Annotated in this window: 20 protein-coding genes and 1 pseudogene; 10 read left to right on the top strand and 11 right to left on the bottom strand. The window is 57.6% G+C overall.

Annotation, left to right across the window (positions count from 1 at the left end; all coding sequences use genetic code 11):
- The first annotated feature begins 59 nt into the window (after positions 1-59).
- Positions 60-1,553, top strand: coding sequence for a YdgA family protein (locus tag EM595_RS08670; protein WP_067430436.1), 1,494 nt, complete (start codon positions 60-62; stop codon positions 1,551-1,553).
- A 68-nt stretch (positions 1,554-1,621) separates the two neighbouring features.
- On the opposite strand, the gene malI is transcribed toward EM595_RS08670, so the two are convergent.
- Together malI and EM595_RS21265 are read right to left on the bottom strand one after the other, a co-directional pair.
- Positions 1,622-2,641, bottom strand: a complete 1,020-nt coding sequence (gene malI, locus EM595_RS08665) for a Mal regulon transcriptional regulator MalI (protein WP_067430433.1) — start codon at positions 2,639-2,641, stop codon at positions 1,622-1,624.
- 285 nt (positions 2,642-2,926) lie between these two features.
- Positions 2,927-3,070, bottom strand: coding sequence for a hypothetical protein (locus EM595_RS21265; protein WP_173645362.1), 144 nt, complete (start codon positions 3,068-3,070; stop codon positions 2,927-2,929).
- Positions 3,071-3,318: 248 nt separating this feature from the next.
- On the opposite strand from EM595_RS21265, the gene add reads away from it, so the two are divergent.
- Positions 3,319-4,326, top strand: coding sequence for an adenosine deaminase (gene add, locus EM595_RS08660; RefSeq protein ID WP_067430429.1), 1,008 nt, complete (start codon positions 3,319-3,321; stop codon positions 4,324-4,326).
- A gap of 46 nt (positions 4,327-4,372) precedes the next feature.
- Here add and EM595_RS08655 read toward each other — a convergent pair whose 3' ends face one another.
- The 5 genes from EM595_RS08655 to EM595_RS08635 all read right to left on the bottom strand — a co-directional run bounded on the left by EM595_RS08655 (position 4,373) and on the right by EM595_RS08635 (position 10,021).
- Positions 4,373-5,419, bottom strand: a complete 1,047-nt coding sequence (locus tag EM595_RS08655) for an oxidoreductase (RefSeq protein WP_067430426.1) — start codon at positions 5,417-5,419, stop codon at positions 4,373-4,375.
- A 78-nt stretch (positions 5,420-5,497) separates the two neighbouring features.
- A complete protein-coding gene (gene araC / locus EM595_RS08650) occupies positions 5,498-6,406 on the bottom strand; it encodes an arabinose operon transcriptional regulator AraC (RefSeq protein WP_067430424.1) in 909 nt (302 codons plus the stop codon).
- A 91-nt stretch (positions 6,407-6,497) separates the two neighbouring features.
- Positions 6,498-7,481, bottom strand: a complete 984-nt coding sequence (gene araH / locus EM595_RS08645) for an L-arabinose ABC transporter permease AraH (RefSeq protein ID WP_067430421.1) — start codon at positions 7,479-7,481, stop codon at positions 6,498-6,500.
- Positions 7,482-7,498: 17 nt separating this feature from the next.
- Positions 7,499-9,019: an L-arabinose ABC transporter ATP-binding protein AraG gene (gene araG / locus EM595_RS08640; RefSeq protein ID WP_067430419.1), complete on the bottom strand. Its 1,521-nt coding sequence runs from the start codon at positions 9,017-9,019 to the stop codon at positions 7,499-7,501.
- Positions 9,020-9,037: 18 nt separating this feature from the next.
- A complete protein-coding gene (locus tag EM595_RS08635; RefSeq protein WP_067430416.1) occupies positions 9,038-10,021 on the bottom strand; it encodes an arabinose ABC transporter substrate-binding protein in 984 nt (327 codons plus the stop codon).
- A 364-nt stretch (positions 10,022-10,385) separates the two neighbouring features.
- On the opposite strand from EM595_RS08635, the gene EM595_RS08630 reads away from it, so the two are divergent.
- Positions 10,386-12,071 (top strand): ribulokinase, encoded by a 1,686-nt coding sequence (locus EM595_RS08630; RefSeq protein WP_067430414.1) that lies wholly within the window; start codon positions 10,386-10,388, stop codon positions 12,069-12,071.
- A 9-nt stretch (positions 12,072-12,080) separates the two neighbouring features.
- Complete coding sequence (gene araA, locus EM595_RS08625) at positions 12,081-13,583, top strand: L-arabinose isomerase (protein WP_067430411.1); 1,503 nt, start codon at positions 12,081-12,083, stop codon at positions 13,581-13,583.
- 1,206 nt (positions 13,584-14,789) lie between these two features.
- On the opposite strand, the gene yjfF is transcribed toward araA, so the two are convergent.
- Genes yjfF through ytfQ form a run of 4 tightly spaced genes read right to left on the bottom strand, consistent with a single transcriptional unit; the run spans position 14,790 to position 19,301 of the window.
- Positions 14,790-15,773, bottom strand: a complete 984-nt coding sequence (yjfF, locus tag EM595_RS08620) for a galactofuranose ABC transporter, permease protein YjfF (RefSeq protein WP_067430408.1) — start codon at positions 15,771-15,773, stop codon at positions 14,790-14,792.
- The gene (gene ytfT / locus EM595_RS08615) at positions 15,766-16,785 is read right to left on the bottom strand and encodes a galactofuranose ABC transporter, ATP-binding protein YtfT (protein ID WP_067430405.1); all 1,020 of its coding nucleotides are present in this window, start codon (positions 16,783-16,785) and stop codon (positions 15,766-15,768) included. Before ytfT ends, yjfF begins: the two co-directional genes overlap by 8 nt.
- A complete protein-coding gene (gene ytfR, locus EM595_RS08610) occupies positions 16,778-18,292 on the bottom strand; it encodes a galactofuranose ABC transporter, ATP-binding protein YtfR (RefSeq protein ID WP_067430402.1) in 1,515 nt (504 codons plus the stop codon). The genes ytfT and ytfR overlap by 8 nt, the downstream gene beginning before the upstream one ends.
- 52 nt (positions 18,293-18,344) lie before the next feature.
- Entirely contained in the window at positions 18,345-19,301 is a 957-nt protein-coding gene (ytfQ, locus tag EM595_RS08605; RefSeq protein WP_067430400.1) for a galactofuranose ABC transporter, galactofuranose-binding protein YtfQ, read from the bottom strand.
- Between the two features lie 510 nt (positions 19,302-19,811).
- On the opposite strand from ytfQ, the gene ydgT reads away from it, so the two are divergent.
- The 6 genes and pseudogenes from ydgT (at position 19,812) to rsxD (ending at position 25,984) form a co-directional block, all read left to right on the top strand.
- Positions 19,812-20,027 carry a transcription modulator YdgT gene (gene ydgT, locus EM595_RS20635; protein WP_071852502.1) on the top strand — a complete coding sequence of 72 codons (216 nt, stop codon included), beginning with the start codon at positions 19,812-19,814 and terminating at the stop codon, positions 20,025-20,027.
- An 82-nt stretch (positions 20,028-20,109) separates the two neighbouring features.
- Positions 20,110-20,550 (top strand): DUF2569 domain-containing protein, encoded by a 441-nt coding sequence (locus tag EM595_RS08595; RefSeq protein ID WP_067430394.1) that lies wholly within the window; start codon positions 20,110-20,112, stop codon positions 20,548-20,550.
- Between the two features lie 123 nt (positions 20,551-20,673).
- Positions 20,674-21,255 carry an electron transport complex subunit RsxA gene (gene rsxA, locus EM595_RS08590; protein ID WP_067430391.1) on the top strand — a complete coding sequence of 194 codons (582 nt, stop codon included), beginning with the start codon at positions 20,674-20,676 and terminating at the stop codon, positions 21,253-21,255.
- Positions 21,255-21,833 (top strand): electron transport complex subunit RsxB, encoded by a 579-nt coding sequence (gene rsxB, locus EM595_RS08585; protein WP_067430387.1) that lies wholly within the window; start codon positions 21,255-21,257, stop codon positions 21,831-21,833. The genes rsxA and rsxB overlap by 1 nt, the downstream gene beginning before the upstream one ends.
- Positions 21,826-24,925, top strand: a pseudogene (gene rsxC, locus EM595_RS08580) (electron transport complex subunit RsxC). The gene rsxB and the pseudogene rsxC overlap by 8 nt, the downstream one beginning before the upstream one ends.
- Complete coding sequence (gene rsxD / locus EM595_RS08575) at positions 24,926-25,984, top strand: electron transport complex subunit RsxD (protein ID WP_067430384.1); 1,059 nt, start codon at positions 24,926-24,928, stop codon at positions 25,982-25,984.
- Positions 25,985-25,986: the final 2 nt, after the last annotated feature.

Here is a 25,986-nt window from a genome sequence, read left to right as displayed (position 1 = left end):
GCGCTTTTCTTCGCCCAACGGCAGCCAGCGGGCGAATGACACGGTAAAAGGATGAATCCATGAACAAAAGCAAAATTGCCGTTGGCGTGATCGTTGCGCTCGGCGTGGTATGGACCGGCGCCGCCTGGTTCACCGGTAAGCAGCTGGAAAATCATCGCGATGAGCTGGTGCAGCAGGCCAACGCCCAGCTGAATCAGATCGCCCCGTTGAGCCGCCTCAAGGTGAGCTATCAGGATTATCAGCGCGGCGTGTTCAGCAGCCAGGCCAAAGTGGTGATTCAGGCCAGTTCACAGACCGAAGATAACGCCTTTCTGCGCCCGGGCCAGAGCATCGTGCTCAATGAAAATATCGATCACGGCCCCTTTCCTTTTGCCCAGCTGAAAAAGTTTAACCTGATTCCCAGCATGGCGTCGGTACACAGCCAGCTGGAAAACACCGAAGCGCTAAAGCGCCTGTTTGAGCTGACCCAGGGCAAATCGCTGATGCAGGCTGAAACGCGTATTGGCTACAGCGGCGCGACCGATACCGCCGTGAATATGCTGCCGGTGGATTACCAGAACGCGCAGAGCGGCGAGCGCCTGGCCACCAACGGCGGTCAGTTCAACATCAGCGCCGACAGCAAAGGCGATAAAGTCTCTTTCGACAGCTCGATTGGCAGCCTGGCTGTGACCAGTAAAAACCAGATGGACCAGCCGGTGCTGTTTACCCTTAACGGTATGGAGATGTCCGGTAACACTCATCTGACCGCGCAGGGCGTGCGCATTGGCGATCAGAACCTCAAGCTGGATAAACTCACCGCCAGCGTCAACGGTCAGGATGCGTTTGCGTTACAGGGCGTGAAACTGAAATCGGCGTTTGATGCTAAAGATAACCTGATCGCCGGTGATACCGATCTGGCCGCAGACAAAATCACGTTGCTGAATCAGGATTTCGGCCAGGCGAAGCTGACGCTGAAACTGTCACAGCTTGATGGTGACGCATTCAAGGCGTTCCAGACCAGCTACAACGCGCAGATGGAACAGCTGATGAACCAGCCGGGCATCGCGCAGGATCCGCTGCGTTATCAGCTGGGCGTACGCCAGGTGCTGGCGAATAACCTGCCGCTGCTGTTGAAAGGCAGCCCGGTGGTCAACATCGCCCCGCTGAGCTGGAAAAACAGCAAAGGCGAAAGCACGCTTAACTTTGCCGTGAATTTCAAAGATCCGGCTACCGTGACTGGCGAACCGCAGACGCTGGGTGATGCCGTGGATCGCGTGCTGAAAACCGTGGATGGCAAGCTGGTGATCAATATGGATATGGCCACCGAAGTGATGCGCCGCGTCGGCATGTCTCAGGGTTACAACGAAGCCGATGCCAACAAGCTGGCTGAGCAGCAGGTAAAAGGTTTTGCCGCGATGGGGCAGATGTTCCGTCTGACCACCCAGCAGGACGACAACATTGTCACCAGCCTGCAATATGCCACCGGTCAGGTGACGATGAACGGCGACAAAATGCCGCTCGATCAGTTCCTCGCCCATTACATGCTGGGTATTCCCGCTGGCATGCCGCAGTAAGCCATTTCGGTTCGCTGCAACAAAAAGGGTCGCTCAGGCGACCCTTTTTTTATCCTTCACCGCCCGCTTTACGCCGACAGGCGCTCCACCAGCCGCGCCGGTACGATAACGTTCTGCACCGGCTCCAGCGGATCCTGAATGCGACGCAGCAGGCGGATAGCAGCGTTGCGACCAATTTCACGCGCCGAGCTGGTGATAAAGGTCAGCGGCGGGTCGGTCAGTTCCGCTTCCGGCGCATCGCCAAATCCTACCAGCGCCAGCGAGGCGGCAGACACCTCACCGCCGATGCGACGTCCCGCCCGCTGCGCACCAAAATAGCAGCCCATCGCCACCGCGGCGTTATAGCAGAGCACGGCGGTGATCGCCGGATGGTGCTGAAGCAGAGTATGCGCCCGCTCGGCGGCGTCGCGCTGCTGGTCGGCGCATTCGATGACCCATTCGCTCCGCAGCGGCAAACCGTGCTGCATCAGCGTTGAGCAGTAGCCGCCAACGCGTTCGGCGCGTGTTACCGAGCCCGCGCTGCCACCGAGCCAGGCGATAGCGCGATGGCCGCGTTTGATCAGATATTCCGTTGCCATTTTGGCGGCCTGCATGTTGTCGGGACGAATAGCGTCCAGCTCTTCCAGCGTACTGGCCCGCGAGGCGCAGACCATGGCCACGCCCAGCTCCTGAGCACGCAGACTCAGTTCGCCGGCGCCCTCCACGCCGCCTGCCAGCACAATGCCTTCCACGCCCTGCGCCACCAGCATATCAAAGCTGCGTTGCAGCTGATGGCCTTCTGCACCGCTCTGCGCCAACACCAGCAGCTTGCCCTGTTGTTCCAGCGCATCGCTAAGACCGGCAATCATCTCGGCATAAAACGGCGTGCACAGGTCACGCACGATCAATCCCACCGCACCGCTGCCGCCGCCACGCAGCATGGTGGCGGAGCGGTTAGGCACATAACCGAGTAATTCGATCGCTTCGTGAACCCGTTCTGAGGTCACCGAGGAGATTCGGCCTTTACCTGACAACACCATCGACACGGTAGTGACTGAGACACCCGCCTGCGCGGCAACATCATTAATTGTGGTTTTTTTCAGTGACATAAGCGCAAATTCCTGCCTTGATAACAGGTGGTAAAACGTTACACCACGCTGAATTTATTAATAAAATTATAATACACGCTAATAAGGAATTTGAAATATCGCAGCTCAGGTAAAACGTTTTATTAAAATAATAACTGTTGAATCTATTGGTGATTTTTTTACCGCAGCGAAGCGGTAAAACCAAAGTAATAAGGCGGTTTTATTCCACGGGATGCAGCCATGGCGGGAGAGAAATCGCTGTGCGGGACATAAAAAAACCGCCCAGTGGGCGGTTTAGGTGATGGCTCAGACAATGGTGGTCGGGTCAGGCCCGCGCTCGTCATCCGATAAGGGATCGTCCTCATCGTCATCTTCACCAATATCCTCGGGAGTTTGCGGCACCGGTTCATCATCCGTTAACGGATCGGTTGGTTCAGGACGTTCTGACATAATCACCTCCAGTTACCCTTATGGGTCATTACAGTATAGGTGACCTGCCCTGCCCGATCGGTTACCAGCCCCTCACGGAGCGGGTATATGTTGGGGTTGTCGCTTAGCTCACGTTTCCGGTTTTGGCGGCTGTCCGCGTAAATTGTCAGCATCCAGCATGCTGGTTTGCGCAAACTGCTGGCGCTGTTGCGCAAGATGTTTTTATACTGCTCTGCACTTTACCAGACGAATAATTAAGTGAGTGCGCCATGTTCAATTCCCACCTGCCCGTAACCGATATTCACCGTCACCTTGATGGCAACATTCGCGCCCAGACCATTCTTGATTTGGGTCGCCAGTTTAACCTCGCCCTGCCCGCTGACGATCTCACTGCTCTGCGCCCGCACGTTCAGGTGACCAAAAATGAGCCGGACCTCGTGAGCTTTTTACAGAAGCTGGACTGGGGCGTGAAAGTGCTGGGTTCGCTGGACGCCTGCCGACGTATCGCCATGGAAAACGTTGAAGACGCGGCGCGTGCCGGAATTGATTATGCCGAGCTGCGTTTTTCACCTGGCTACATGGCCATGACCCATAACCTGCCGATTGCCGGTGTGGTCGAAGCGGTGATTGACGGTATCCGCGCGGGTCGCCAGCAGCATGATATCGACGTACGTTTGATTGGCATCATGAGCCGCACCTTTGGCGAAGAAGCCTGCCTGCAGGAACTCGACGGTTTTCTGGCGCACCGTGACGGCATCGTTGCTGTGGATCTGGCCGGCGATGAACTGGGCTTTCCCGGCAGTGAATTTTTAAGCCACTTTACCCGCGCCCGCGACGCCGGTTTCCGCGTGACCGTCCACGCCGGTGAAGCGGCAGGTGCCGAAAGCATCTGGCAGGCGATCCGTGAACTGGGTGCCGAGCGCATTGGTCACGGCGTAAAGGCGATTGAAGATGCTGCGCTGATGGATTTTCTCGCTGAGCAAGGTATCGGTATTGAATCCTGCCTGACCTCAAATATTCAGACCAGCACCGTGGCCAGCCTGGCACAGCATCCGCTGGTGAAGTTCCTCGATCACGGCATTCTGGCTACGCTGAACACCGACGACCCGGCGGTTCAGGGTATCGAACTGGCACATGAATATCAGGTTGCCGCCCCGCAGGCCGGTCTTAACAGCGAACATCTGCGTCGCGCGCAGGAAAACGGACTGACCATCGCCTTCCTCAGCGACAGTGAAAAAACGGCTATTCGCGAAAAAGTGCGTCAGCGCAACGCATAAAAAAACGGGCCAGATGGCCCGTTTTTAACCGCGTGCAACCGGCTGGTTACAGCCCTTTCATCGAAACGGCCTGACGCTTTTCTGCGGATTGCAGGCCGAGCTCAATCAGCTCCATCACCTGAATCGCCTCTTCGGCAGAGACCGGATTTTTGCCGTTGCCGTTAATGGCGTCGCGAATGGCGGCGTAATAAGCCGGGTAATTGCCCGGTACGCTCAGCAGCGTCTCTTCCTTCACGCCTTCACCATCGGCAAGCGTCAGCGTGCCGTCGCGCATATCGTAACCCCAGTTTTCCTGCGGCGGACGCTCGCCCGCCTTCAGGCGATCTTCCTGCGGGTCGAGGCCATATTTCACAAAGCTGCCCAGCGTGCCGTGCACCTGATATCGCGCCGATTCAGCGGCCACCAGCATGCTGCCGTGCAGCACCACGCGGCGTTGCGGATAGGTCAAAATGGCATGGAAATAGTCGGTGGTTTGCGCACCAGGACGCAGCTCGGCCAGATCAACATAGATAGAGACCGGCGGGCCAAACAGCTGCAGCGCCTGATCGATCAGGTGCGGGCCGAGGTCAAACCAGATGCCGCTACCGGCGCCTTTCTGCTCACGCCAGCGCTGACGGACTTCCGGACGAAAGCGATCAAAGTGCGATTCAAAGTAGCGAACTTCGCCAAGGCGACCTTCGTTGATCAGCCCTTGCAGGGTCAGAAAATCACTGTCCCAGCGACGGTTATGAAACACTGACAGCATCAGCCCTTTGGCTTTAGCCAACGCATCCAGCTCGCGAGCCTGTGACAACGTCACGGTGAACGGCTTGTCCACCACCACGTGTTTACCGGCATTCAGCGCGGCTTTGGCCAGCGGAAAGTGGGTGTCGTTAGGGGTTGGGATAACAATTAGGTGTAATGAAGGATCGTCAAACAGGGTCTGGGCTTCCGCTACCACATCAACAGAGGGCCAGTCGGCGTGAACCTTGGCTGCATCGCTGCTGGAGACCGCCGCGAGTTCCAGTTCGGCGGTACCGGCAATCAGCGGCGCATGAAAGGTCTTACTGGCAAAGCCGTAACCGACCAGGCCAACACGAATTTTTTCACTCATTGGTTCTTCCTCTTGTCCATTTACCTGACAGATTTAAGTTGATTAATCGGTCGAGGACAAGGTGGAATCCCCCTAATTTCAGGCGCCTTTTGCCATAAATGTTTCCTGCTGCACAAGTTCGTCGTGCGCATCCTGATTTCGGCGGCGAAAATCACTGGGGCTGATGCCGACCCGTTTGCGAAATACACGCGAAAAATAGAGCTGATCGTCGTAGCCGACCTGACGGCCGATCGCCGCTATCGGCTCCTGCGTGGTTTGCAGCAACAGACGCGCCCGAATGACACGCTGGTCTTCGCGCCAGCGCAGCAGATTGACGCCCATCTGCTCGCGGAACAGGTGCGCCAGCCTCGAGGGCGACAGGCAAACATAGCGCGCCACCTCTTCTATTTTCACTTCGCTGGCCAGCTGGCTGGTCAGATACTGGCAGGCTTCGATCACGCGCGGATCGCGTACCTGCTGATGGCTGCGTGGATCTTCTTCCACCGCGCGCAGCAGCAAGCGTTCCAGCAGATTCATCGCCAGCTCTTCGGCAAAGCGGCGGCCCGAGGTATGTGTCTGTTCAATGCTGGCGAACAGGCGATCGAATTCCGCCAGCAGGGTTTCCGACAGGCGCAAACGGCCAACGCCCTGATGCAAGTCCTGCCACTGCAGCCAGTCGCTCCAGTAGGCGCGCGGCCGAAAATAGACCCAGCGGTGAAACCAGCAGTCGCTTTCCGGTGAACGCCCATAATAGTGGGCGGTTTTTGGCTGGAACAACAGCAGATCGCCAGGGCGGCAGTCAAAGGCATTTTCGCCTTCGAATACCCGGCCCTGGCCTTTAATGGTGAGGTTGAGAATATAGCCCTTCATGCCGTGCGGGCGATCGACAAAAAAGTCGAGCGGACCGTCGGCGCTGACCGGCGTCAGCCCGGCAACCAGCCAGGCGTTAAAAGGATAACCGGGCAGCAGGGGATTTTGCTGCGCCGCAGGCAGTTGTCGATGATACATAGCAGCCTCAGAATGTTCAGTGGGGTTTTCATTGCTCTCTTGCCGCCTTCCGGGGGGAAAGCGGCAAACGGCAGAGAGAGCAACGCCGCGATCAGACCTTGCCTTTCTGTTTGTAACGGTCAAAAATCACCGCCGCCAACAATATCAAACCGCGCACGACATACTGTGAGAAAGGCGAGATATTCAATAAATTCATCGCATTCTCTACCGTACCGAGGATTAATACCCCCGCCACCACGTAAGAAATTTTGCCGATACCGCCTTTCAGCGACACGCCGCCCAGCACGCAGGCAGAGATCACGATCAGCTCATAGCCCAGCGAGGTCATCGGCTGTCCGCTGGTCATACGCGATGCCAGAATGATGCCCGCCGCCGCTGATACCAGGCCAGAGAGAATAAAGATGATAATGCGCGTGCGCACCACCGGTACACCCGCCAGACGCGCCGCCTCTTCATTGCCGCCGATCGCCAGCGTATTGCGGCCAAAGGTGGTTTTGTTCAGCAGGAAACCAAACACAATCATGGTGCCCACGGTCAGCCAGATCGGTGCCGGCAAGCCAAACCAGGTGGCATAACCCAGCGCAAAAAAGCGCTCATCTTCGATACCCACCGCTTTACCGTCGGAGAAGATATACGCCAGGCCGCGCACAATCTGCATGGTCGCCAGCGTGGTGATCAGCGCATTGATTTTAAGTTTGGCGATGACAAAGCCGTTGATGAAACCGCAGGCCATGCCGAGCAGCAGACCGGCGGTAATGCCAATCCACAGGCTTTCCGTCATGTTGATCACCACCGCGGTGACCACGCCAGCGCAGGCGATAACCGACGCCACCGACAGGTCAAAATCGCCGGAGGCCAGGCAGAACAGCATGCCGCAGGCCACCATGCCTGACATCGACATCGCCAGCCCCAGGCCTTTCATATTGATAAACGAGCCAAAGTTCGGCACAAAGATCGTGCAGCAGATAAACAGCAGCGCAAACACCACCAGCATGCCGAAATTATCCCAGATGCGCCCGAGCTTCAGGCCGCCGCGGGCCGCCGGTGGCGTATTCGAGGTTGTGGACGTGGACATAATGTTATTCTCCTGCATCAGGCCACAGCGGCCTGTTGTGTAGTTTTTGGCATCGCCATACTGAGCGTGCGTTGTTCGGTGGCCTCGTCATGAAGCAGTTCGCCAGCAATTTCCCCTTCGCGCATCACCAGAATCCGGTCCGCCAGCCCCATCACTTCCGGCAGATCGCTGGAGGCAAACAGCACCGCGATGCCCTGGCTGGCCAGCGCATAAATCAGCGTGTAGATCTCATGCTTGGCGCCCACGTCGATGCCGCGCGTCGGCTCGTCCAGCAGGATCACCTTCATCTCTTCCGACAGCCAGCGGCCGAGAATCGCCTTCTGCTGGTTGCCGCCGGAAAGGTTCATGATCAGCTGATCCGCCGACGGCGTTTTGATGTTCAGCGAGCGAATGTGGCTCTGCGCGTTATCGCTTTCCCAGCCGTTGTTGATCAGGCAGCCCGCGTGCAGGTTGTGACGCCGCGCGCTGATGTTGATGTTGTCGCGCACCGAGTGCACCGGAATGATGCCGTCCGCTTTGCGATCTTCCGGGCAGAGCATGATACCGGCGCGAATGGCGTCAATCGGCGCGGTGATGCGCAGCGGCTCACCGTCGAGAAACACCTGTCCCGCTTTGAGTTTGGTGGCGCCAAACAGCCCTTTCATCAGCTCGCTGCGGCCCGCCCCGACCAGGCCAAATAATCCGACAATTTCGCCCGCTTTGACCTGCAAGGAGATCGGCTTACGCACGCCAACCGCCTCAACATTCTCCAGCTGCAAACGCACCGCGCCGCCAGGACGCGGGCTGTAACCATAAATATCTTCAATGCCGCGCCCAACCATCGCCTGCACCAGCTGATCGTGATCGACCTGCTGCATATCGGTGAAGGTGCGCACGTAGCGGCCATCTTTAAATACGGTAATGGCGTCGCTGAGGGCAAAAATCTCTTCCATGCGGTGTGAGACATAAAGCACCACGCGCCCTTCCGCGCGCAGCTGGCGAATCACCCGGAACAGCTGTTCAATTTCCCGCGATGAGAGCGAACTGGTGGGCTCATCAAAGGCGATAATTTTGGCGTTACGTGCCAGCGCCTTGGCGATCTCCACCATCTGCCACTGACCCAGCGACAGGTATTTCAACGGCATATCGGGATCGATATCCATGCCGAGGTTTTTCAGTTGCAGCCCCGCTTCGTACCGCAGCAGCTTGCGATTAACCATGCCGTGCTTGCGTGGCAGCTGGCCAAGATAGATGTTTTCCGCCACGCTCATTTCAGGTACCAGATGCAGCTCCTGATAGATGATGGCGACACCGGCGTCGAGCGCGTCGGTGGTATGGGAGAAGCGCTGCGCCTCTCCCCGAATGTGGATTTCACCGGCGGTCGGCTGGTAGCTGCCACTCAATATTTTCAGCAGCGTCGATTTACCGGCGCCATTCTCACCCATCAGCGCATGCACCTCGCCTGCATTGCAGGAGAAGCTAATCTCCTGCAACGCTTTGACGCCGGGAAAGGTTTTGCTGATGCCATGAAACGACAGAAATGCAGAATCAGTGCTCATGGAGCCTCCCGTTGTGCCTTACATCAGGCCTTTTTTCGCCAGTTCAGTTTTGAAGTTATCGCGCGTGATCAGCACCACATCGGTGACTTCAGTGAATTTGGCAGGTTCTTCGCCTTTATTGGCCCAGTTGTAGAGCATCTGGATACTTTTGTAGCCGTGGACATCCGGGCTTGGCAGCAGTGAGCCGTAGAAGCCGGTAGCCTGGCCTTTCGACAGTTCGCTGATGGCGTCAACGCCGTTGATGCCGATGCCGATGACGTTCGGTGCTTTAAAGCCCTGGCCTTCGGTGGCGCGCACGCCGCCCAACACGGTGTTGTCATTCATGCCAACGATCAGCCAGTGTTTCACTTCAGGATGTTGAACAAGCAGCGAGTTGCCGGCATCAAAGGCGCCTGGGATATCGTTGGATTTGGTGGGAACCTGATAAATCTGTTTTTCCGGGAAACCCGCTGCCTTCAGCGCGTCCATGGCACCACCGGTACGGCGACGGGCGGTATCAAGTTCGTTAGCGGTAATCGCCATCACCGCGGTCTCTTTCGCATCCCAGCCGCGTTTCTGCATCTCTTTATAGAGTTCCTGACCCTGACGCTCACCGATTTTGGTGGCGGCCATCATCACCAGCGGCACCGTGGTCATCGGTTTGCCCTTGGCGGTGACAAACTGGTCATCAACCGCAATCACTTTCATATCGTAGCTGCGCGCTTTGGCCATAATCGCCGAACCGAGTTTGGGATCGGGCGTACAGATAACGAAGCCTTTTGCACCGCTGGCGGCCAGGCTGTCGATAGCGTTCAGCGTTTTTTCACCATCGGGTACGGCAATTTTAATCACGTCGAATCCCAGATCTTTGCCTGCTTTATCAGCAAATTTCCACTCGGTCTGGAACCAGGGTTCTTCCGGTTGTTTGACGAGGAAACCGAGTTTCATGGTCTCGGCGATAGCGGATTGTGACATAACGGCAGCCAGCCCGACGGCGACTAACGCTTTAGTGAATTTATGCATGATGCTCTCCGGCTCAATGATGTTTTCAGGGTCGTATCGGCAGTTCTGTGTAAACGGTTTCAGCGTGCTTCTCTTCGCTGCGCAAGCCTGAAATCAAGATGTTAACCCTGTCTCTCACGCCAGCAGCATTAATGCAGCGCTAGTTTTATCCGCAATCGCTTCACAAAATGTAGAGCGCTATCACATCGTCAGCATTCGACAATTTCGTCCATAGATTTAGCAAATTTAACCAGCCATTAACTTTTGAACGGGGTCACGATTTCTTTGCAGATGACAGAAAAGTGCATATTTGCAGCCAACGCGGACTAACCCGCCTGGCGTAACCCGCTCAGGATGTGGAAAACGTTCATGAGGGAGATAAACGATGCGCGCAGGTGCAATTACCATTGGTCTCGATTTCGGCAGCGACTCGGTGCGCGCGCTGGCGGTCGATTGCCAGAGCGGCGTGGAATTACAGAAGGCGGTGGTGAACTATTCCCGCTGGCAGCAGGGATTATTTTGCGATCCCGCTCGTAACCGCTTTCGCCACCATCCGCAGGATTATATTGATGCTTTTGAGCAGGCGATTGTCAGCGTGGTGAGCGCACTAACGCCGGAACAACGTGACAACGTCACTGGAATCGGCGTCGACAGTACCGGCTCGACGCCAGCACCGATCGATGCAGAAGGTCGCGTGCTGGCGCTGCGTCCGGAGTTTGCCAACAATCCCAACGCGATGTTTGTGTTGTGGAAAGACCATACCGCCATTGAAGAGGCCGAGGAGATCAACCGCCTGTGCCACAGCGGCGAGTTTCCCGATTACAGCCGCTACATCGGCGGCATCTACTCTTCGGAGTGGTTCTGGGCAAAAATTTTGCACGTGTCGCGCGAAGATGCCGCGGTGCGTGAAGCAGCCAGCTCCTGGATTGAGCTGTGCGACTGGGTACCGGCACTGCTGAGCGGCACTACCGCGCCCACGGCCATTCGTCGTGGCCGCTGCGCCGCCGGACACAAATCCCTGTGGCATCCGCAGTGGGACGGCCTGCCGGACGCCGCGTTCCTCAATGCACTCGATCCCCTGCTCACCCGCGATCTCGATTTCCCGCTGTTCCGCGATACCTGGACGGCGGACATTGCGGTCGGCACGCTGACCACAGAATGGGCGCAGCGTCTGGGCCTCTCCACCGCGGTAACGCTGTCGGGCGGCGCCTTTGACTGCCACATGGGCGCGGTCGGCGCCGGTGCGCAGCCTTATACGCTGGTGAAAGTGATCGGCACCTCAACCTGCGACATTCTGATTGCCGACAGCCAGCAGGTGGGCGATCGCGCCATCAGCGGCATTTGCGGTCAGGTGGACGGCAGCGTGACGCCGGGCACCATCGGCCTCGAAGCGGGCCAGTCCGCCTTTGGTGACATTTATGCCTGGTATAACCGGCTGCTCAGCTGGCCGCTGCAACAGGCGGCACAACAGCATCCACATCTGGCACCGGAACTCAACGCGCTGCAGCAAAATCTGCTGCGTCAGCTTACCGATGCCTGGATCGCCAATCCGCAGCTCGATCATCTGCCGGTGGTGCTTGACTGGTTTAACGGTCGGCGTACGCCGGATGCTAACCAGCGCCTGAAAGGCGTGATCACCGATATCAACCTCGGCACCGATGCGCCCACGCTGTTTGGCGGCCTGATTGCGGCCACCGCCTTTGGCGCCCGCGCCATTATGGAATGTTTTGAGCGCCAGCAGATTCCGGTCGAGAACATCCTGGCGCTGGGCGGCATCGCCCGTAAGTCACCGGCGATTATGCAGGTCTGCTGTGACGTGATGAACCGTCCGCTGGATATCGTCGCCTCGGATGAGTGCTGCGCGCTCGGCGCGGCCATTTTCGCCGCCGTCGCCGCGGGCGTGCATCCGGATGTGCCTACCGCGCAGCAGAGCATGGCCTGTGCGGTTGAACGTACACTGCAACCCGATGCCAGCCGCGTGCCGCGCTATCAGGCGCTTTATGAACGTTATCAACATTGGTGTGCCGCTGCTGAACCACAATATGCGCCGCGCCCTTCCACTGAACTTTAAGGAGTTTTTATGCACTCTCTCGATTCCCTGAGCGTCTGGTTTGTTATTGGCACGCAACATCTTTATGGCCCGGAGACGCTGCGCCAGGTTGAGCAGCATGCTCAGCAGGTGGTGGATGGTATGAATCAGCAGTCGGCGCTGCCGCTGAAACTGGTGGTAAAACCGCTGGTGAAAAGCCCGGATGAAGCGCTGGCGCTCTGCCGCGATGCTAATCACGATAACAGCTGCGTCGGCATCATTACCTGGCTGCACACCTTTTCGCCGGCCAAAATGTGGATCGGCGGTCTGAGCGTGCTGAACAAACCGCTGATGCAGTTTCATACCCAGTTCAACGCCGAGATCCCGTGGGATTCCATGGACATGGACTTTATGAACCTGAACCAGACCGCGCACGGCGGCCGTGAGTTTGGCTTCATCGGCGCCCGCATGGGTTTGCAGCACAGCGTCGTGACCGGTCACTGGCAGGATAGCGCCAGTCTGGCACGTATCGCCAAATGGATGCGCGCCGCGATAGCCAAACAGGCGAGCCAGCAGCTGAAGGTTGCCCGTTTTGGCGATAACATGCGCGAAGTGGCGGTGACCGAAGGCAACAAGGTTTCCGCGCAGATTCAGTTCGGTTATGCGGTAAACGGCTGGGGCGTCGGCGATCTGGTTGAGGTGATCAATCAGGTCAGCGATGGCGACGTCAATGCGCTGATCGACGAATATGAAGGCCTGTACGAATTCAGCGCGGTAGCAGCGATCAACGGCGAAAAGCGTCAGAACGTGCTGGATGCGGCGCGTATCGAGCTGGGCCTGAAGCGTTTTTTAGAAGCGGAAGATTGCCAGGCATTTACCACCAACTTCCAGACGCTGCACGGCATGACGCAGCTGCCGGGGCTGGCGGTACAGCGCCTGATGGCGCAGGGTTACGGCTTTGCCGGTGAAGGCGACTGGAAAACCGCAGCGCTGCTGCGCGTGTTCAAAGTGCTGGCTGGCGATCGTCCTGGCGGCACCTCCTTTATGGAAGATTACACCTACCACTTCTCGCCGGGTAACGATCTGGTGCTGGGTTCGCACATGCTGGAAGTCTGTCCTTCCATCGCCAAAGAGAAGAAGCCGTTGATTGACGTGCAGTTCCTTGGCATCGGTAATAAAGCCGATCCAGCGCGCATGATCTTCTCCGCACCAGCGGGCCGTGCAGTGAACGCCAGTGTGATCGACCTCGGCGATCGTTTCCGCCTGCTGGTTAACGTGGTGGATGCCATCGATCAGCCACAGCCTCTGCCGAAACTGCCGGTCGCCCGCGCCCTGTGGCGCGCTCAGCCTTCCCTGGCCACCGCATCAGAAGCCTGGATTGTCGGCGGCGGCGCGCACCACACGGTGTTCAGCCAGGCGCTGGATCTTGACGATATGCGTCTGTATGCCGAGATGCATAACATTGAGATTGTGGTGATCGACGAGCACACCACCATGCACGGGTTTAAAGACACGCTGCGCTGGAACGATCTCTATTACCGTCTGAATAAATAGCGGCAGCAGCGCGGTGAGGCAATAGCGATTGCCGGGCGCTTTTGGCAATGGCGATTGCTGAGCGCTTTTAACGTCAAAGGCGTTTAGGTCAAAGGCGCTTAGGTCAAAGGCGCTTAGGTCAAAGGCACTTAGGTCAAAGGCACTTAGGTCAAAAGCGATTTCTTCCGCCTTTCAGGCGGCCGAGCAGGGCGGCAGTCGCCCCGCCCCTGCACCCCGGCTATCCGGCAAACACAACCGCCCGCCACAGGCGGGTTCCCTCAGTAAAACCCTTTTCCTGACGGACCAGCCGCGATTCGCTCCCAGCTCAACGCGCCTTTTCGCCGCATCCTTGCGGCTCATCCTGGAAAACGCTTTTCCCTCGGCGGTGGTGATGCCTCCTCAAGGTCAAAACCCAGGTCAAAGTCCAAATCAAAAGCCAGTCAAAAACCAGCCAAAAGCAGTCAAAAGCAGTCAAAAGCAGTCAAAAGCAGTCAAAAAGCAATAATAAATCATTAAAATCAGATGATTAATCCCATGACATGCATGTGTAAGATTAAGAGCCTGCGTTCCAGATAAAGAACCCGTTTTAATGCACAGGATGATTTATCGGGCTTTACATTCGCCATGGAATTCGGCACTTCTGATTCAAATTTTAAAACCAGGCTTTAGGTTTTGTAGCAGGCCTTGGATTTGTCCTTAATCTTATTTTCAGTTTTCAGTTTTCAGTTTTCAGTTATCAGTTATCAGTTTTCAGTTTTCAGTTTTTAGTTTTTAGTTTTTAGTTTTTAGTTTTTAGTTTTTAGTTTTTAGTTTTTAGTTTTTAGTTATCAGTTATCAGTTATCAATTATCAGTTATCAGTTTTCAGTTTTCAGTTTTCAGTTTTCAGTTTTCAGTTTTCAGTTTTCAGTTTTTGGGTTTTGGGTTTTGGGTTTTAATTTAAATTCTTGTCTTAGTCTTTTGGGTTTTGACTTGGGGGTTGACCTTGAGGAGGCATCACAACTGCTGAGGAGGTGAACATTTTAGGATGTCCCGCTATGGATGGCGGGACAAGGGAGCGTTGAGCGGGGAGCGAATCGCGAGCGGTCCGTGAAGAAATGTGAAACGACGAAGGGACCCGCGCAGCGGGCGGTTGTGTTTGCCGGATAGCGCGGGTGCAGGGCCGGGGCGACTGCCGGCCCTGCTCGGGCTGCCTTCAGGCAGAACGAAACGGTCCTTGACCTGGCCCTCTACAACACCCTCCTGACGGGTGCATTCTGCTGCCGATCCCACATCACCGTAAGTAACCGCTGCAGCGCGATAAACACAAACAGCAGCACGCCGATAGCGATTTTGGTCCACCACGAGCTGAGCGTGCCGTCGAAGTTAATCCAGGTCTGAATCAAGCCCTGAATTAACACGCCGAACAGCGTGCCGAGCACGGTGCCAACACCGCCGGAGAGCAGCGTGCCGCCGATCACCACCGAGGCGATCGCGTCCAGCTCGACGCCTAATCCGGCCAGCGCATAACCTGCCGAGGTATAGATCGAGAACACAATGCCCGCCAGCGTGGCCAGCGTGGTGGACAGCATATAAATACGCACCGTGGTGGCGCGGGTGGAGATGCCCATGAGCTGCGCGGAGACGTTACTGCCGCCGACGGCATAAACCTGGTTGCCGAAGCGGGTACGGTGTGCCACCAGAATGCCCACCGCCACCACCGCCAGCATGATAAGCGCCAGCAGGCTGAGCCGTCCGCCGCCGGGTATTTTCCACGCCATGCTGGAGAGCGTGCTGTAGAGCGGATGGTCGATTGGAATCGAGCTTTCAGAGATCAGGTAGCTGCAGCCGCGCAGAAAAAACATGCCCGCCAGGGTGATGATAAACGCCGGGATTTTCAGCGCATCGATCAGCCAGCCCATCATGGCGCCAAACAGCGCACCGCCCAGCAGGATGATCGTAAAGGCGAGCCACGGCGACAGATGAAAATCGCCGATAACCCGGGCAAGAAAGACGCCGGTAAAGGCGATCACCGCGCCCACCGACAGATCGATACCGCCCGAGAGGATCACAAAGGTCATACCCACGGCGATAATGCCTAAAAAGGCGTTGTCGGTGAGAATGTTGCAGATCACCCGGGTAGAAGCGAAGCCCGGAAACTGGCTCAGACAAAACAGGTAGCCCGCCACGAACACCAGTAAGGTGATCATCAGCGGCAGATGACGTTTAACCATGACGATCTCCTCGTTTAAACAGCGCAATCACGCGCGGGGATTGCAGCAGCAGCACACACATCACCACCACCGCTTTAACCACCTGATTCAGCTCTGGCGGAAAACCCGACAGCAGAATCCCGGTGTTCATTGCCTGAATAATCAGCGCGCCGATCAGCGAAAGCGCCAGGCTAAAGCGCCCGCCGAGCAGCGACGCACCGCCAATGACCACCGCCAGGATCGCATCCAGCTCCAGCCACAATCCGGCGTTATTGGCATCGGCTCCGCGTATATCCGCTGCGACGATCAAACCCGCCACCGCGGCGCACAGGCCGCTGATCACGTAGGTCGACATCACCACCAGCCAGCCGTTAACGCCAGCGTTGCGCGCGGCACGCAGGTTGATACCGACCGCTTCAATAAACAGCCCCAGCGCGGTTTTTCGCGTCAGCACCCACACCACCAGCGCCAGCAGCAGCGTGATCCACACCGGCACCGGAATCAGCGCCAGCGATCCGCTGCCGATAAAGCCCAGCGCATCGCTGTCGAAGGTCACAATTTGTCCCTGGGTAATCAGCTGCGCAATGCCGCGCCCCGCCACCATCAAAATCAGCGTGGCGACAAACGGCTGAATTTTCAGCAGCGCCACCAGCACGCCGTTCCACAGCCCGCAGAGCACGCCCGCGGCCAGCGTGGTCAGCACAATCGCCAGCAGCGGATAGCCCGCGACGGTCATGGTGGCCGCGGTGGCACCGGCAATCGCCATCACCGCGCCCACCGACAGATCGATGCCGCCAGTCGCGATCACCAGCGTCATGCCGATAGCCAGAATCGCCACCGGCGCCGCGCGGTTGAGAATGTCGATCGGGCTGCCGAACAGCCGACCATCCTGCAGATGAATGGCGAAAAAGTTGTTTGCCACCAGGCTGTCAACCAGCAGCACCAGAATCAGCGCCGCAATCTGCGGCATGCCGGGCGGTAGCCTGCGCTTTTGCATCGGCGGTTTCCCTGTAGTTGTTGGCGAATCAAGCATGTGCACCCCCATCGGCAATAGCGTTGACGATCGCCGCTACCGAGAGCTTCTCTAACGGAATTTCAGCGACCTGCTCGCGATCGCGCAGAATAATTACCCGATCGGCATAGCCCACCAGCTCCTCCAGTTCAGAGGAGATCACCAGCAACGCCAGGCCATCTGCGCAGAGTGATTCAATCAGACGAATGATTTCGGCGTGGGCGCCGACGTCAATGCCACGCGTCGGTTCGTCGAGGATCAGAAACTGCGGTTTGGTGACCAGCCAGCGCGACAACAGCACCTTTTGCTGGTTGCCGCCTGACAGCAGGCCAATCGGTTGTTCCGCATTGGGCGTGCGGATGCCGAGACTTTTAATAAAGCGATCGGCAATCTCCTGCTGCTCACGCTTGCCGATCGGCTTTAACCAGCCGCGCTGCGCCTGCAGGGCAAGGATGATATTTTCCCGCACCGAGGCGCTGCCAATGATGCCATCGGTTTTGCGATCTTCCGGACAGAAACCCATGCCGAGCTTTGAGGCCTGTGCCGGAGTCCGAATGCGCTGGACCTTGCCACGAATTTTCGCCGTGCCGCTGTCGGCCGGTTTGATGCCAAACAACAGCTCAGCGGTTTCGGTACGGCCGGAGCCAAGCAGGCCCGCCAGGCCCACCGCTTCGCCAGGACGCACCTGCAAATTAAAGGGCGCGATGGTGCCCTTTTTGCCGTAGTCGGTAAATTCCACCACTGGCCGATCGCTACGCAGGGTGCTGCCGGCGCGCTGCAAGGCAGTTTCTAACAGTTCGCGCCCCAGCATCAGCTTGATCAGCTCCAGCCGCGGCAGGCTCTGCGTCTCGCGAGTGGCGATAAACTGGCCGTTACGCAGCACGGTAATACGATCGCAGACGCGGTAAACCTGATCGAGAAAGTGGGTGACGAAGATCAGGCTCATGCCTTTGGCTTTCAGCTGATTCATCAGCGTAAACAGCATGTCCACTTCGCTGGCATCGAGGCTGGCGGTGGGTTCATCCAGGATCAACACCTGCGCAGAGAGATCCACCGCGCGGCAGATGGCGATGATCTGCTGCATTGCCACCGAGTAGTGGCCAAGCGGGCGCGTGACGTCCAGCTCAAAGCCATAATCGTGCAGCAGCTTCTGCGCATCACGCACCATACGCTTACGATCGATCATGCCCAGACGGCGCGGTTCGCGGCCAATAAACAGATTATCCGCCACCGACATATTGGGCAGCAGGTTAACTTCCTGATAAACAGTGCCGATGCCAAACGCCTGCGCCTGCGCGGTGCTCTGCGGGTTAATCGCCACGCCGTTCAGGCTGATTTCACCAGCATCGCGGCTGTAAACGCCGGTCAGCACTTTGATCAGGGTCGATTTACCGGCACCGTTTTCGCCCAGCAGCGCCATGATTTCTCCGCGCTGCAGGCTGAATGAGACATTATCGAGGGCGCGAACGCCGGGAAAGAATTTACTGATGCCCTGCATGGTTAGCAGTGATTCGTCTGCTCTGCTCATGACTCACCTTAACGCGAAAGTAATGGCCGCCCGGATGCGGGCGGCGCGAGGATCAGTAACCCATGCCTTTTTTGGTGTCTAACTGTGCCTGCGCATCGGCGGGCAGATAGAGTTTTGATTCGGTCTGAATGATTTTTGGCGGCATGGTGCCATCTTTGCGGAATTTCTCCAGCGCATCGAACGCCGGACCGGCCATGTTTGGCGTCAGTTCAACGTTGGCGTTGGCTTCACCGGCCAGCATCGCTTTGTAGATGTCCGGCACGCCATCAATCGAACCGGTGAGGATATCTTTGCCCGGTTTCAGGCCAGCTTCTTTGATCGCCTGAATGGCGCCGATCGCCATATCATCGTTATGCGCGTAAACCATGCAGATATTTTTGCCGTTGTTCTCAGCCTTGATAAAGCTCTCCATCACCTCTTTGCCTTTGCTGCGGGTAAAGTCGCCAGACTGAGAGCGGATGACCTTGATATTTTTGGCGTTGGCAATCGCCTCGGCAAAGCCTTTCTTACGATCGATCGCCACGCTGGCGCCTACCGTGCCCTGCAGCTCCACCACGTTACACTGTTTGTCGCCGACGGTTTTCACCAGCCAGTCACCAATCAGGCGCCCTTCCTTGACGTTATCAGCGGTGACCACCGCCATGTAGAGCGATTTATCTTTCACCACGATGGCGCGATCGAGCAGGAATACCGGAATCTTCGCATCTTTGGCTTCTTCCAGCACCGGCTCCCAGCCGGTTTGCACTACTGGCGCAATGAAAATGGCATCAACGCCCTGCGCAATAAAAGAGCGCACCGCCTTGATTTGGTTCTCCTGTTTCTGCTGGCCATCGGCAATTTTCAGCGTAATACCGCGCTTTTTAGCCTCGCTTTTCGCTACGCTGGTTTCAGCGGCACGCCAGCCCGATTCGGAACCAACCTGAGAAAAGCCAACGGTAAAATCTGCTGCCAGCGCTGACGCGGAAAAAGCCGCACTGATGAGCGTGGTTAAGAGTAAACGCTTCCACATAATTATTTTCCTCTGCGGGGAGTGTGTTGTTCAGGTACAAAGCCCCTACAGCCTGGACTAATTGTGCTCGGGCAAAATGGACGTGCTTCACAAATCCTATCGCTTTAAAGAGCTTAGCGCGCTTCATCGCCCGTTTTTCATCAGGTGAATATGGATAAATCGGCTTTTTTTGCCGTTCTGGCACGTTAAATATTTGTAATAAACAGAAGTGCTTATCCGCTTTGATTTTGGAAACGATTACAGCTTTACGTAACTTCCTGCCATCACGCTGAATGATCAGGGAATTTCCATATTTGTGATAGCTCGCACAGTCCGTCAGACGGGGAGACACGGCGCACGGGTGCAGTCAGCGGCGCTTTCAGGCGAGAAGATAACCGTCGTAATCAGGCAATTCGCTGACGTTTGCTGAGTTATTATCTGAAAAACAGCCTTTTTGGCGCGGGAAAATTTGGCCTGGCCGAAGACGCGCTTTATACTCAGCCCCTTCTCCTCTCTGTATAAATGGCCCTCATGACCGCGCAAGATTACCTGTTGAAGTTTCGTAAAATTAATAACGCAGAAAGTCTGGAAAAACTTTACGACCACCTCAATTATTCCCTCACCGACGACCAGGACATCATCAATATGTATCGCGCTGCCGACCACCGGCGCGCCGAGCTGGTGTCGGGCGGACGGCTGTTCGATTTAGGCTGCGTACCCAAATCTGTCTGGCGTTACGTGATATAATCGTGCCATCTCGTTTTATCGCTGTGCGCCTTCCGCTGCGCGGTTGCACCGGAACGCATCTGCTTGTTTCAGGAGCCGTTTTATGACCGTAACTGCTGCTCAGCCACGCATCGGCGGCTGGCTATTGCTGCCGCTCGCCTGGCTGATCATGACGCTGCTTACCAGTGCGCTGGTGATGGCGATGTATCTGAGTGTGATCAGCACGGCGGAAGTCCGTCACACCCTGTTCAGCAGCCATCAGTTCACGCTGCAATGGGCGCTGTCGCTGGCAACATCGGCCATCGTGTGGGTGTACAGCGCGTGGGTAACGTGGATTTTTTGTCAGCGATCGCGCCGGTTGCCGCGCCATTACATTATCTGGCTGCTGCTGACCGTGCTGCTGGCGCTGAAGACCTTTGCCTTTTCGCCGGTAGCGGATGGCGCGGCGGTTCGGACATTGCTGATTTCTCTGCTGGCCGCCGCCGTGCTGGTGCCCTATTTCAAGCGCTCACAACGGGTAAAAAACACCTTCACCGCGCCGTAATGGCGCTGTTTTGCGTGGAAATTTAATCGTGAGTGCGATCGCCTCTTTTTCCCACTGAACTATGGTTGTGATCACATTTCTGTTGCCTGATAATAGGCCGCTTTCCGACTCCCGGGCGAAAAAATGACCGAATACTTACTGCTTTTTATCGGCACGGTGCTGGTGAATAACTTCGTGTTAGTGAAGTTTCTCGGCCTTTGTCCGTTTATGGGCGTTTCCAAAAAACTGGAGACGGCCATTGGCATGGGTCTCGCCACCACATTTGTTATCACACTGGCTTCGATCTGTTCGTGGCTGGTGAATCACCTGTTGTTGATTCCGCTCGATTTAATCTATCTGCGCACCCTGGCCTATATCCTGGTGATCGCCGTGGTGGTGCAGTTCACGGAAATGGTGGTGCGTAAAACCAGCCCGGCGCTCTATCGCCTGCTGGGCATTTTTCTGCCGCTGATCACCACCAACTGCGCCGTGCTGGCGGTGCCGCTACTGAGCGTGAATTACAACCACTCGTTTCTGCAGGCCGCGCTGTATGGTTTCAGCGCCTCGCTGGGCTTCTCGCTGGTGATGGTGCTGTTTGCTGGCATGCGCGAACGTCTGGTGCTGGCCAACGTGCCGGCTCCCTTTAAAGGTTCCTCTATCGCCCTGATTACCGCCGGGCTGATGGCGCTGGCCTTTATGGGCTTCTCAGGTTTGGTGAAATTCTGATGTCGGCAATCTGGATAGCAATCATTTCAATTAGCGCGCTGAGCCTGATTTTTGGCGGCCTGCTCGGCTACGCATCGCGTCGTTTCAAGGTCGAGGAAGATCCGATCGTGGAGCAAATTGACGCGGTGCTGCCGCAAAGCCAGTGCGGCCAGTGCGGTTATCCTGGCTGTCGCCCTTACGCCGACGCGGTGGGCAACAACGGCGAAGCGATCAACAAATGCGCGCCCGGCGGCGAGCAAACCATGCTCAAGCTGGCCGAACTGCTGAATGTCGAGCCACAGCCGATTGACGGCGACGCCAGCGCAAAAGAGCCGGTGCGTACCGTGGCCTGGATTGACGAAGAGAACTGCATTGGCTGCACCAAATGCATTCAGGCCTGCCCGGTTGACGCTATCGTTGGTGCCACACGCGCCATGCACACCGTGCTCAGCGACGTTTGCACCGGCTGCGATCTCTGCGTGGCGCCGTGCCCCACCGATTGCATAGAGATGCGCCCGGTTGCCACCACCACCGCCAACTGGAAGTGGGACCTTAATTCGATTCCTGTGCGGGTCATTCCCGCGGATAGCCATGCTTAATCTGTTATCGCTGTTCCGTAAGGACAAAATCTGGGATTTCGACGGCGGCATTCATCCACCGGAGATGAAAACCCAGTCTAACGGCACGCCGCTGCGTCAGCTGCCGCTGGCCGATCGCTATATTATCCCGCTGAAACAGCATATTGGTCATGAAGGCGAGCTCTGCGTGCAGACCGGTGACCACCTGCTGCGCGGCCAGCCGCTGACCTTTGGCAATGGCCGCATGCTGCCGGTACACGCGCCGACTTCCGGCACCGTGACAGCCATAGCACCACACATGACCGCGCACCCTTCTGGCTTAACTGAAACCTGCGTATTTATTACGCCGGACGGTGACGATCGCTGGATTGAGCGCGAGACGATCAGTGATTATCGTCAGCTCTCCCGCGAAGAGGTGGTTACGCGTATTCATCAGGCGGGCGTCGCCGGTCTGGGTGGCGCGGGTTTTCCTACGGCAACCAAGCTGAAAGGCGGCCTGCGCGGCATCAATACGCTGATAATCAATGCGGCCGAATGCGAACCCTATATCACCGCCGATGACCGGCTGATGCAGGATTACGCGGCTGAAGTGCTGGAAGGCTGCCGGATTCTCGGCTGGGTGCTGCAGGCGGAACGCGTGCTGATTGGCATCGAAGACAACAAGCCGCAGGCAATTGCTGCGCTGCGCCAGGCGCTGGGTAAAGAGAGCGATCTGGCGATTCGCGTGGTGCCCACCAAATATCCGTCCGGCGGCGCCAAACAGCTAACCAAAATTCTCACCGGTAAAGAGGTGCCGCACGGCGGACGCTCCACCGATATCGGCGTGCTGATGCAAAACGTCGGCACCGCCTGGGCGGTTAAGCGCGCCATTATCGACGGCGAACCGATCACCGAGCGCGTGGTCACCCTGACCGGTGAAGCGATTGCCCGCCCGGCTAACGTCTGGGGCCGCCTCGGCACGCCGGTCAGCCACCTGCTGCGCGAAGTGGGCTTCAAACCGGGCAAAAAACCAGATGGTGATCATGGGCGGTCCGCTGATGGGCTTTACCCTGCCCGCGCTGGATGTGCCGATTGTCAAAATCAGCAACTGCATTCTGGCGCCTTCTGCCAGTGAGATGGGCGAAGAGCTGGAAGAGCAATCCTGTATTCGCTGTAGCGCCTGCGCCGATGCCTGCCCGGCCAACCTGTTGCCGCAGCAGCTCTTCTGGTACAGCCAGGGCGGCGATCACGACAAAGCCCGCGCGCACCATATTGATGACTGCATTGAATGCGGTGCCTGCGCCTATGTCTGCCCGAGCAACATTCCGCTGGTGCAATATTATCGTCAGGAAAAAGCCGAGCTGCGCGCCATCGATCTGGAAGCACAGCGTACCGCCGAGGCGAAAGCGCGTTTCGAAGCGCGGCAAACTCGTCTTGAGCGCGAGAAGCTGGCGCGTGAAGCGCGTCATGAACAGGCGAAGCGCAAGGTGAGCGCCAGTCAGCAGACGCAAATTGATGCCGCACGCGAACGCGTCTATGACAAAAACCGCGCGGCTGATGAAACCGATGCGCTGAATGCGGCGGCGCTGGCCGAACAGAAAGCACGTCACGCTCAGGCGCTGGTTGAACAGGCTGAGCAGCAGATGGAAACCGAGCCGGTGACTCGTCAGGCGGTTGATCCGCGCAAAGCCGCCGTCGAAGCGGCCATTGCCCGTGCCAAAGCGAAACAGGCTTCTGCCGCAGTAGCCAGCGAATCGGCGAATAATCACGCTTCGCCTGCCGCGCGCGCAGCCAGAGTTGAAAAAGTTGGCGTCGATCCGCGTAAAGCGGCGGTCGAAGCAGCGATTGCTCGTGCTAAAGCCAAAAAAGCGGCACAGGATGGCGACGCGGTGCCTGATGCGGCTTCTGCTGATGCCGAACAATCTGCCGATCCGCGTAAGGCCGCGGTAGAGGCAGCGATCGCCCGCACCAAAGCGAAGAAAGCGGCGCAGGCGGCTGCATCTGACGCAGAACCGCAGCAGGCAACGGACGTCGCAGAAAATCCGCAGGCCGATGCGCCAGCCGTCGATCCACGTAAGGCCGCAGTAGAAGCAGCGATCGCCCGCGCCAAAGCGAAGAAAGCGGCGCAGGCCGCTGCATCTGACGCCGAACCACGGCAGGCAACGGACGTCGCAGAAAATCCGCAGGCCGATGCGCCAGTCGCCGATCCACGCAAGGCCGCAGTAGAAGCAGCGATCGCCCGCGCTAAAGCGAAGAAAGCGGCGCAGGCGGCTGCATCTGACGCCGAACCGCAGCAAGCAGCTGATGTAGTGAATGAAGCACAGGCCAATGCGCCTGAAGCCGCGCCAGTTGCCGATCCACGCAAGGCCGCAGTAGAAGTAGCGATCGCCCGCGCCAAAGCGAAGAAAGCGGCGCAGGCGGCTGCATCTGACGCCGAACCACAGCAAGCAGCTGATGTAGTGAATGAAGCACAGGCCGATGCGCCTGAAGCCGCGCCAGCTACCGATCCGCGCAGGGCCGCCATCGATGCGGCGATCGCCCGTGCTAAAGCGAAGAAAGCAGCGCAGGCTGCTGCATCTGACGCAGAACCACAGCAAGCAGCTGATGTAGTGAATGAAGCACAGGCCGATGCGCCTGAAGCCGCGCCAGCTGCCGATCCGCGCAGGGCCGCCATCGATGCGGCGATCGCCCGCGCCAAAGCGAAGAAAGCAGCGCAGGCTGCTGCATCTGACGCAGAACCGCAGCAAGCAGCTGATGTAGTGAATGAAGCACAGGCCGATGCGCCTGAAGCCGCGCCAGCTGCCGATCCGCGCAGGGCCGCCATCGATGCGGCGATCGCCCGCGCCAAAGCGAAGAAAGCGGCGCAAGCCGCTGCATCTGACGCAGAACCACAGCAAGCAGCTGATGTAGTGAATGAAGCACAGGCCGATGCGCCTGAAGCCGCGCCAGCTGCCGATCCGCGCAGGGCCGCCATTGATGCGGCGATTGCCCGCGCTAAGGCGAAGAAAGCGGCACAGGCCGCCGCGGATAACAATGAAGAAGAAACGCTGGATCCGCGTAAGGCTGCCATTGCGGCAGCGATTGCCCGGGCAAAAGCAAAAAAAGCCCAGCAGCATAATCGATCTGAGGATTAAATGGCGTTCCGCATAGCAAGCTCTCCTTATACGCACAATCGCCGCAGCACCAGCTCAATCATGATGCTGGTACTGCTGGCCGCCATTCCGGGCATGGCCGCCCAGTATTATTTTTTCGGTCCTGGTAACCTGCTACAGGTGCTGCTGGCGGCCATTACCGCCTGGAGTACCGAAGCGGCGATCCTGAAACTGCGCAAGAAGCCCATCGCGCTGAATCTGGCCGATAATTCAGCGCTGCTTACCGCCCTGCTGCTTGGCGTCAGCCTGCCGCCGCTGGCGCCGTGGTGGCTGATTGTCATTGGCACCGTGTTCGCCATCGTGATCGCCAAACAGCTGTATGGCGGGCTGGGGCAAAACCCGTTTAACCCGGCGATGATTGGCTACGTGGTGCTGCTGATCTCCTTCCCGGTGCAGATGACCAGCTGGCTGCCGCCAGAATCCTTGCAGGTGATTAAGCCCGGACTGCTGGACTCCCTGAGCATGATTTTCACCCATCACACGCTGGCGGGCGAAACCATGCAGCAGTTGCAGATGGGCGTTGATGGCGTCAGTCAGGCGACGCCGCTGGACAGCTTTAAAACTGGCCTGCGCGCCGGTCACAGCGCCGATCAGCTGCTGGCATTGCCGATTTTTCACGGCGTCATTGCCGGGCTGGGCTGGCAGTGGATCAATATCGGTTTTCTGCTGGGCGGTCTGTTCCTGCTGGCTAACAACACCATCCGCTGGCACATCCCGCTAAGCATGCTGGCATCGCTGACGGTCTGCGCCACCCTTGGCTGGTTGATTGCGCCGGGCTCGCTGGTTTCGCCGCTGATCCACCTGTTTTCCGGTGCCACCATGCTGGGGGCCTTTTTCATCGCCACCGATCCGGTGACCGCGTCCACCACCAATAAAGGCCGTTTGCTGTATGGCGCGCTGATTGGGCTACTGGTGTGGTTGATCCGCAGTTACGGCGGCTACCCAGATGGCGTGGCGTTTGCGGTGTTGCTGGCCAATATCTGCGTGCCGCTGATTGATTACTATACCCAGCCGCGCGTTTACGGGCATCGCAAGGAGTGAGC

Source organism: Duffyella gerundensis, assembly GCF_001517405.1.
Taxonomy (GTDB): Bacteria; Pseudomonadota; Gammaproteobacteria; order Enterobacterales; family Enterobacteriaceae; genus Duffyella; species Duffyella gerundensis.
The sequence above is the reverse complement of the archived record's forward strand: the minus strand, read 5'-3'. Positions and strand labels throughout refer to the sequence as shown.

Excerpts from the sequence above, each read along its gene's own strand:
- EM595_RS08670 (WP_067430436.1), top strand. The coding sequence starts at position 60 with ATGAACAAAAGCAAAATTGCCGTTGGCGTGATCGTTGCGCTCGGCGTG.
- malI (WP_067430433.1), bottom strand. The coding sequence starts at position 2,641 with ATGTCACTGAAAAAAACCACAATTAATGATGTTGCCGCGCAGGCGGGT.
- EM595_RS21265 (WP_173645362.1), bottom strand. The coding sequence starts at position 3,070 with ATGTCAGAACGTCCTGAACCAACCGATCCGTTAACGGATGATGAACCG.
- add (WP_067430429.1), top strand. The coding sequence starts at position 3,319 with ATGTTCAATTCCCACCTGCCCGTAACCGATATTCACCGTCACCTTGAT.
- EM595_RS08655 (WP_067430426.1), bottom strand. The coding sequence starts at position 5,419 with ATGAGTGAAAAAATTCGTGTTGGCCTGGTCGGTTACGGCTTTGCCAGT.
- araC (WP_067430424.1), bottom strand. The coding sequence starts at position 6,406 with ATGTATCATCGACAACTGCCTGCGGCGCAGCAAAATCCCCTGCTGCCC.
- araH (WP_067430421.1), bottom strand. The coding sequence starts at position 7,481 with ATGTCCACGTCCACAACCTCGAATACGCCACCGGCGGCCCGCGGCGGC.
- araG (WP_067430419.1), bottom strand. The coding sequence starts at position 9,019 with ATGAGCACTGATTCTGCATTTCTGTCGTTTCATGGCATCAGCAAAACC.
- EM595_RS08635 (WP_067430416.1), bottom strand. The coding sequence starts at position 10,021 with ATGCATAAATTCACTAAAGCGTTAGTCGCCGTCGGGCTGGCTGCCGTT.
- EM595_RS08630 (WP_067430414.1), top strand. The coding sequence starts at position 10,386 with ATGCGCGCAGGTGCAATTACCATTGGTCTCGATTTCGGCAGCGACTCG.
- araA (WP_067430411.1), top strand. The coding sequence starts at position 12,081 with ATGCACTCTCTCGATTCCCTGAGCGTCTGGTTTGTTATTGGCACGCAA.
- yjfF (WP_067430408.1), bottom strand. The coding sequence starts at position 15,773 with ATGGTTAAACGTCATCTGCCGCTGATGATCACCTTACTGGTGTTCGTG.
- ytfT (WP_067430405.1), bottom strand. The coding sequence starts at position 16,785 with ATGCTTGATTCGCCAACAACTACAGGGAAACCGCCGATGCAAAAGCGC.
- ytfR (WP_067430402.1), bottom strand. The coding sequence starts at position 18,292 with ATGAGCAGAGCAGACGAATCACTGCTAACCATGCAGGGCATCAGTAAA.
- ytfQ (WP_067430400.1), bottom strand. The coding sequence starts at position 19,301 with ATGTGGAAGCGTTTACTCTTAACCACGCTCATCAGTGCGGCTTTTTCC.
- ydgT (WP_071852502.1), top strand. The coding sequence starts at position 19,812 with ATGACCGCGCAAGATTACCTGTTGAAGTTTCGTAAAATTAATAACGCA.
- EM595_RS08595 (WP_067430394.1), top strand. The coding sequence starts at position 20,110 with ATGACCGTAACTGCTGCTCAGCCACGCATCGGCGGCTGGCTATTGCTG.
- rsxA (WP_067430391.1), top strand. The coding sequence starts at position 20,674 with ATGACCGAATACTTACTGCTTTTTATCGGCACGGTGCTGGTGAATAAC.
- rsxB (WP_067430387.1), top strand. The coding sequence starts at position 21,255 with ATGTCGGCAATCTGGATAGCAATCATTTCAATTAGCGCGCTGAGCCTG.
- rsxD (WP_067430384.1), top strand. The coding sequence starts at position 24,926 with ATGGCGTTCCGCATAGCAAGCTCTCCTTATACGCACAATCGCCGCAGC.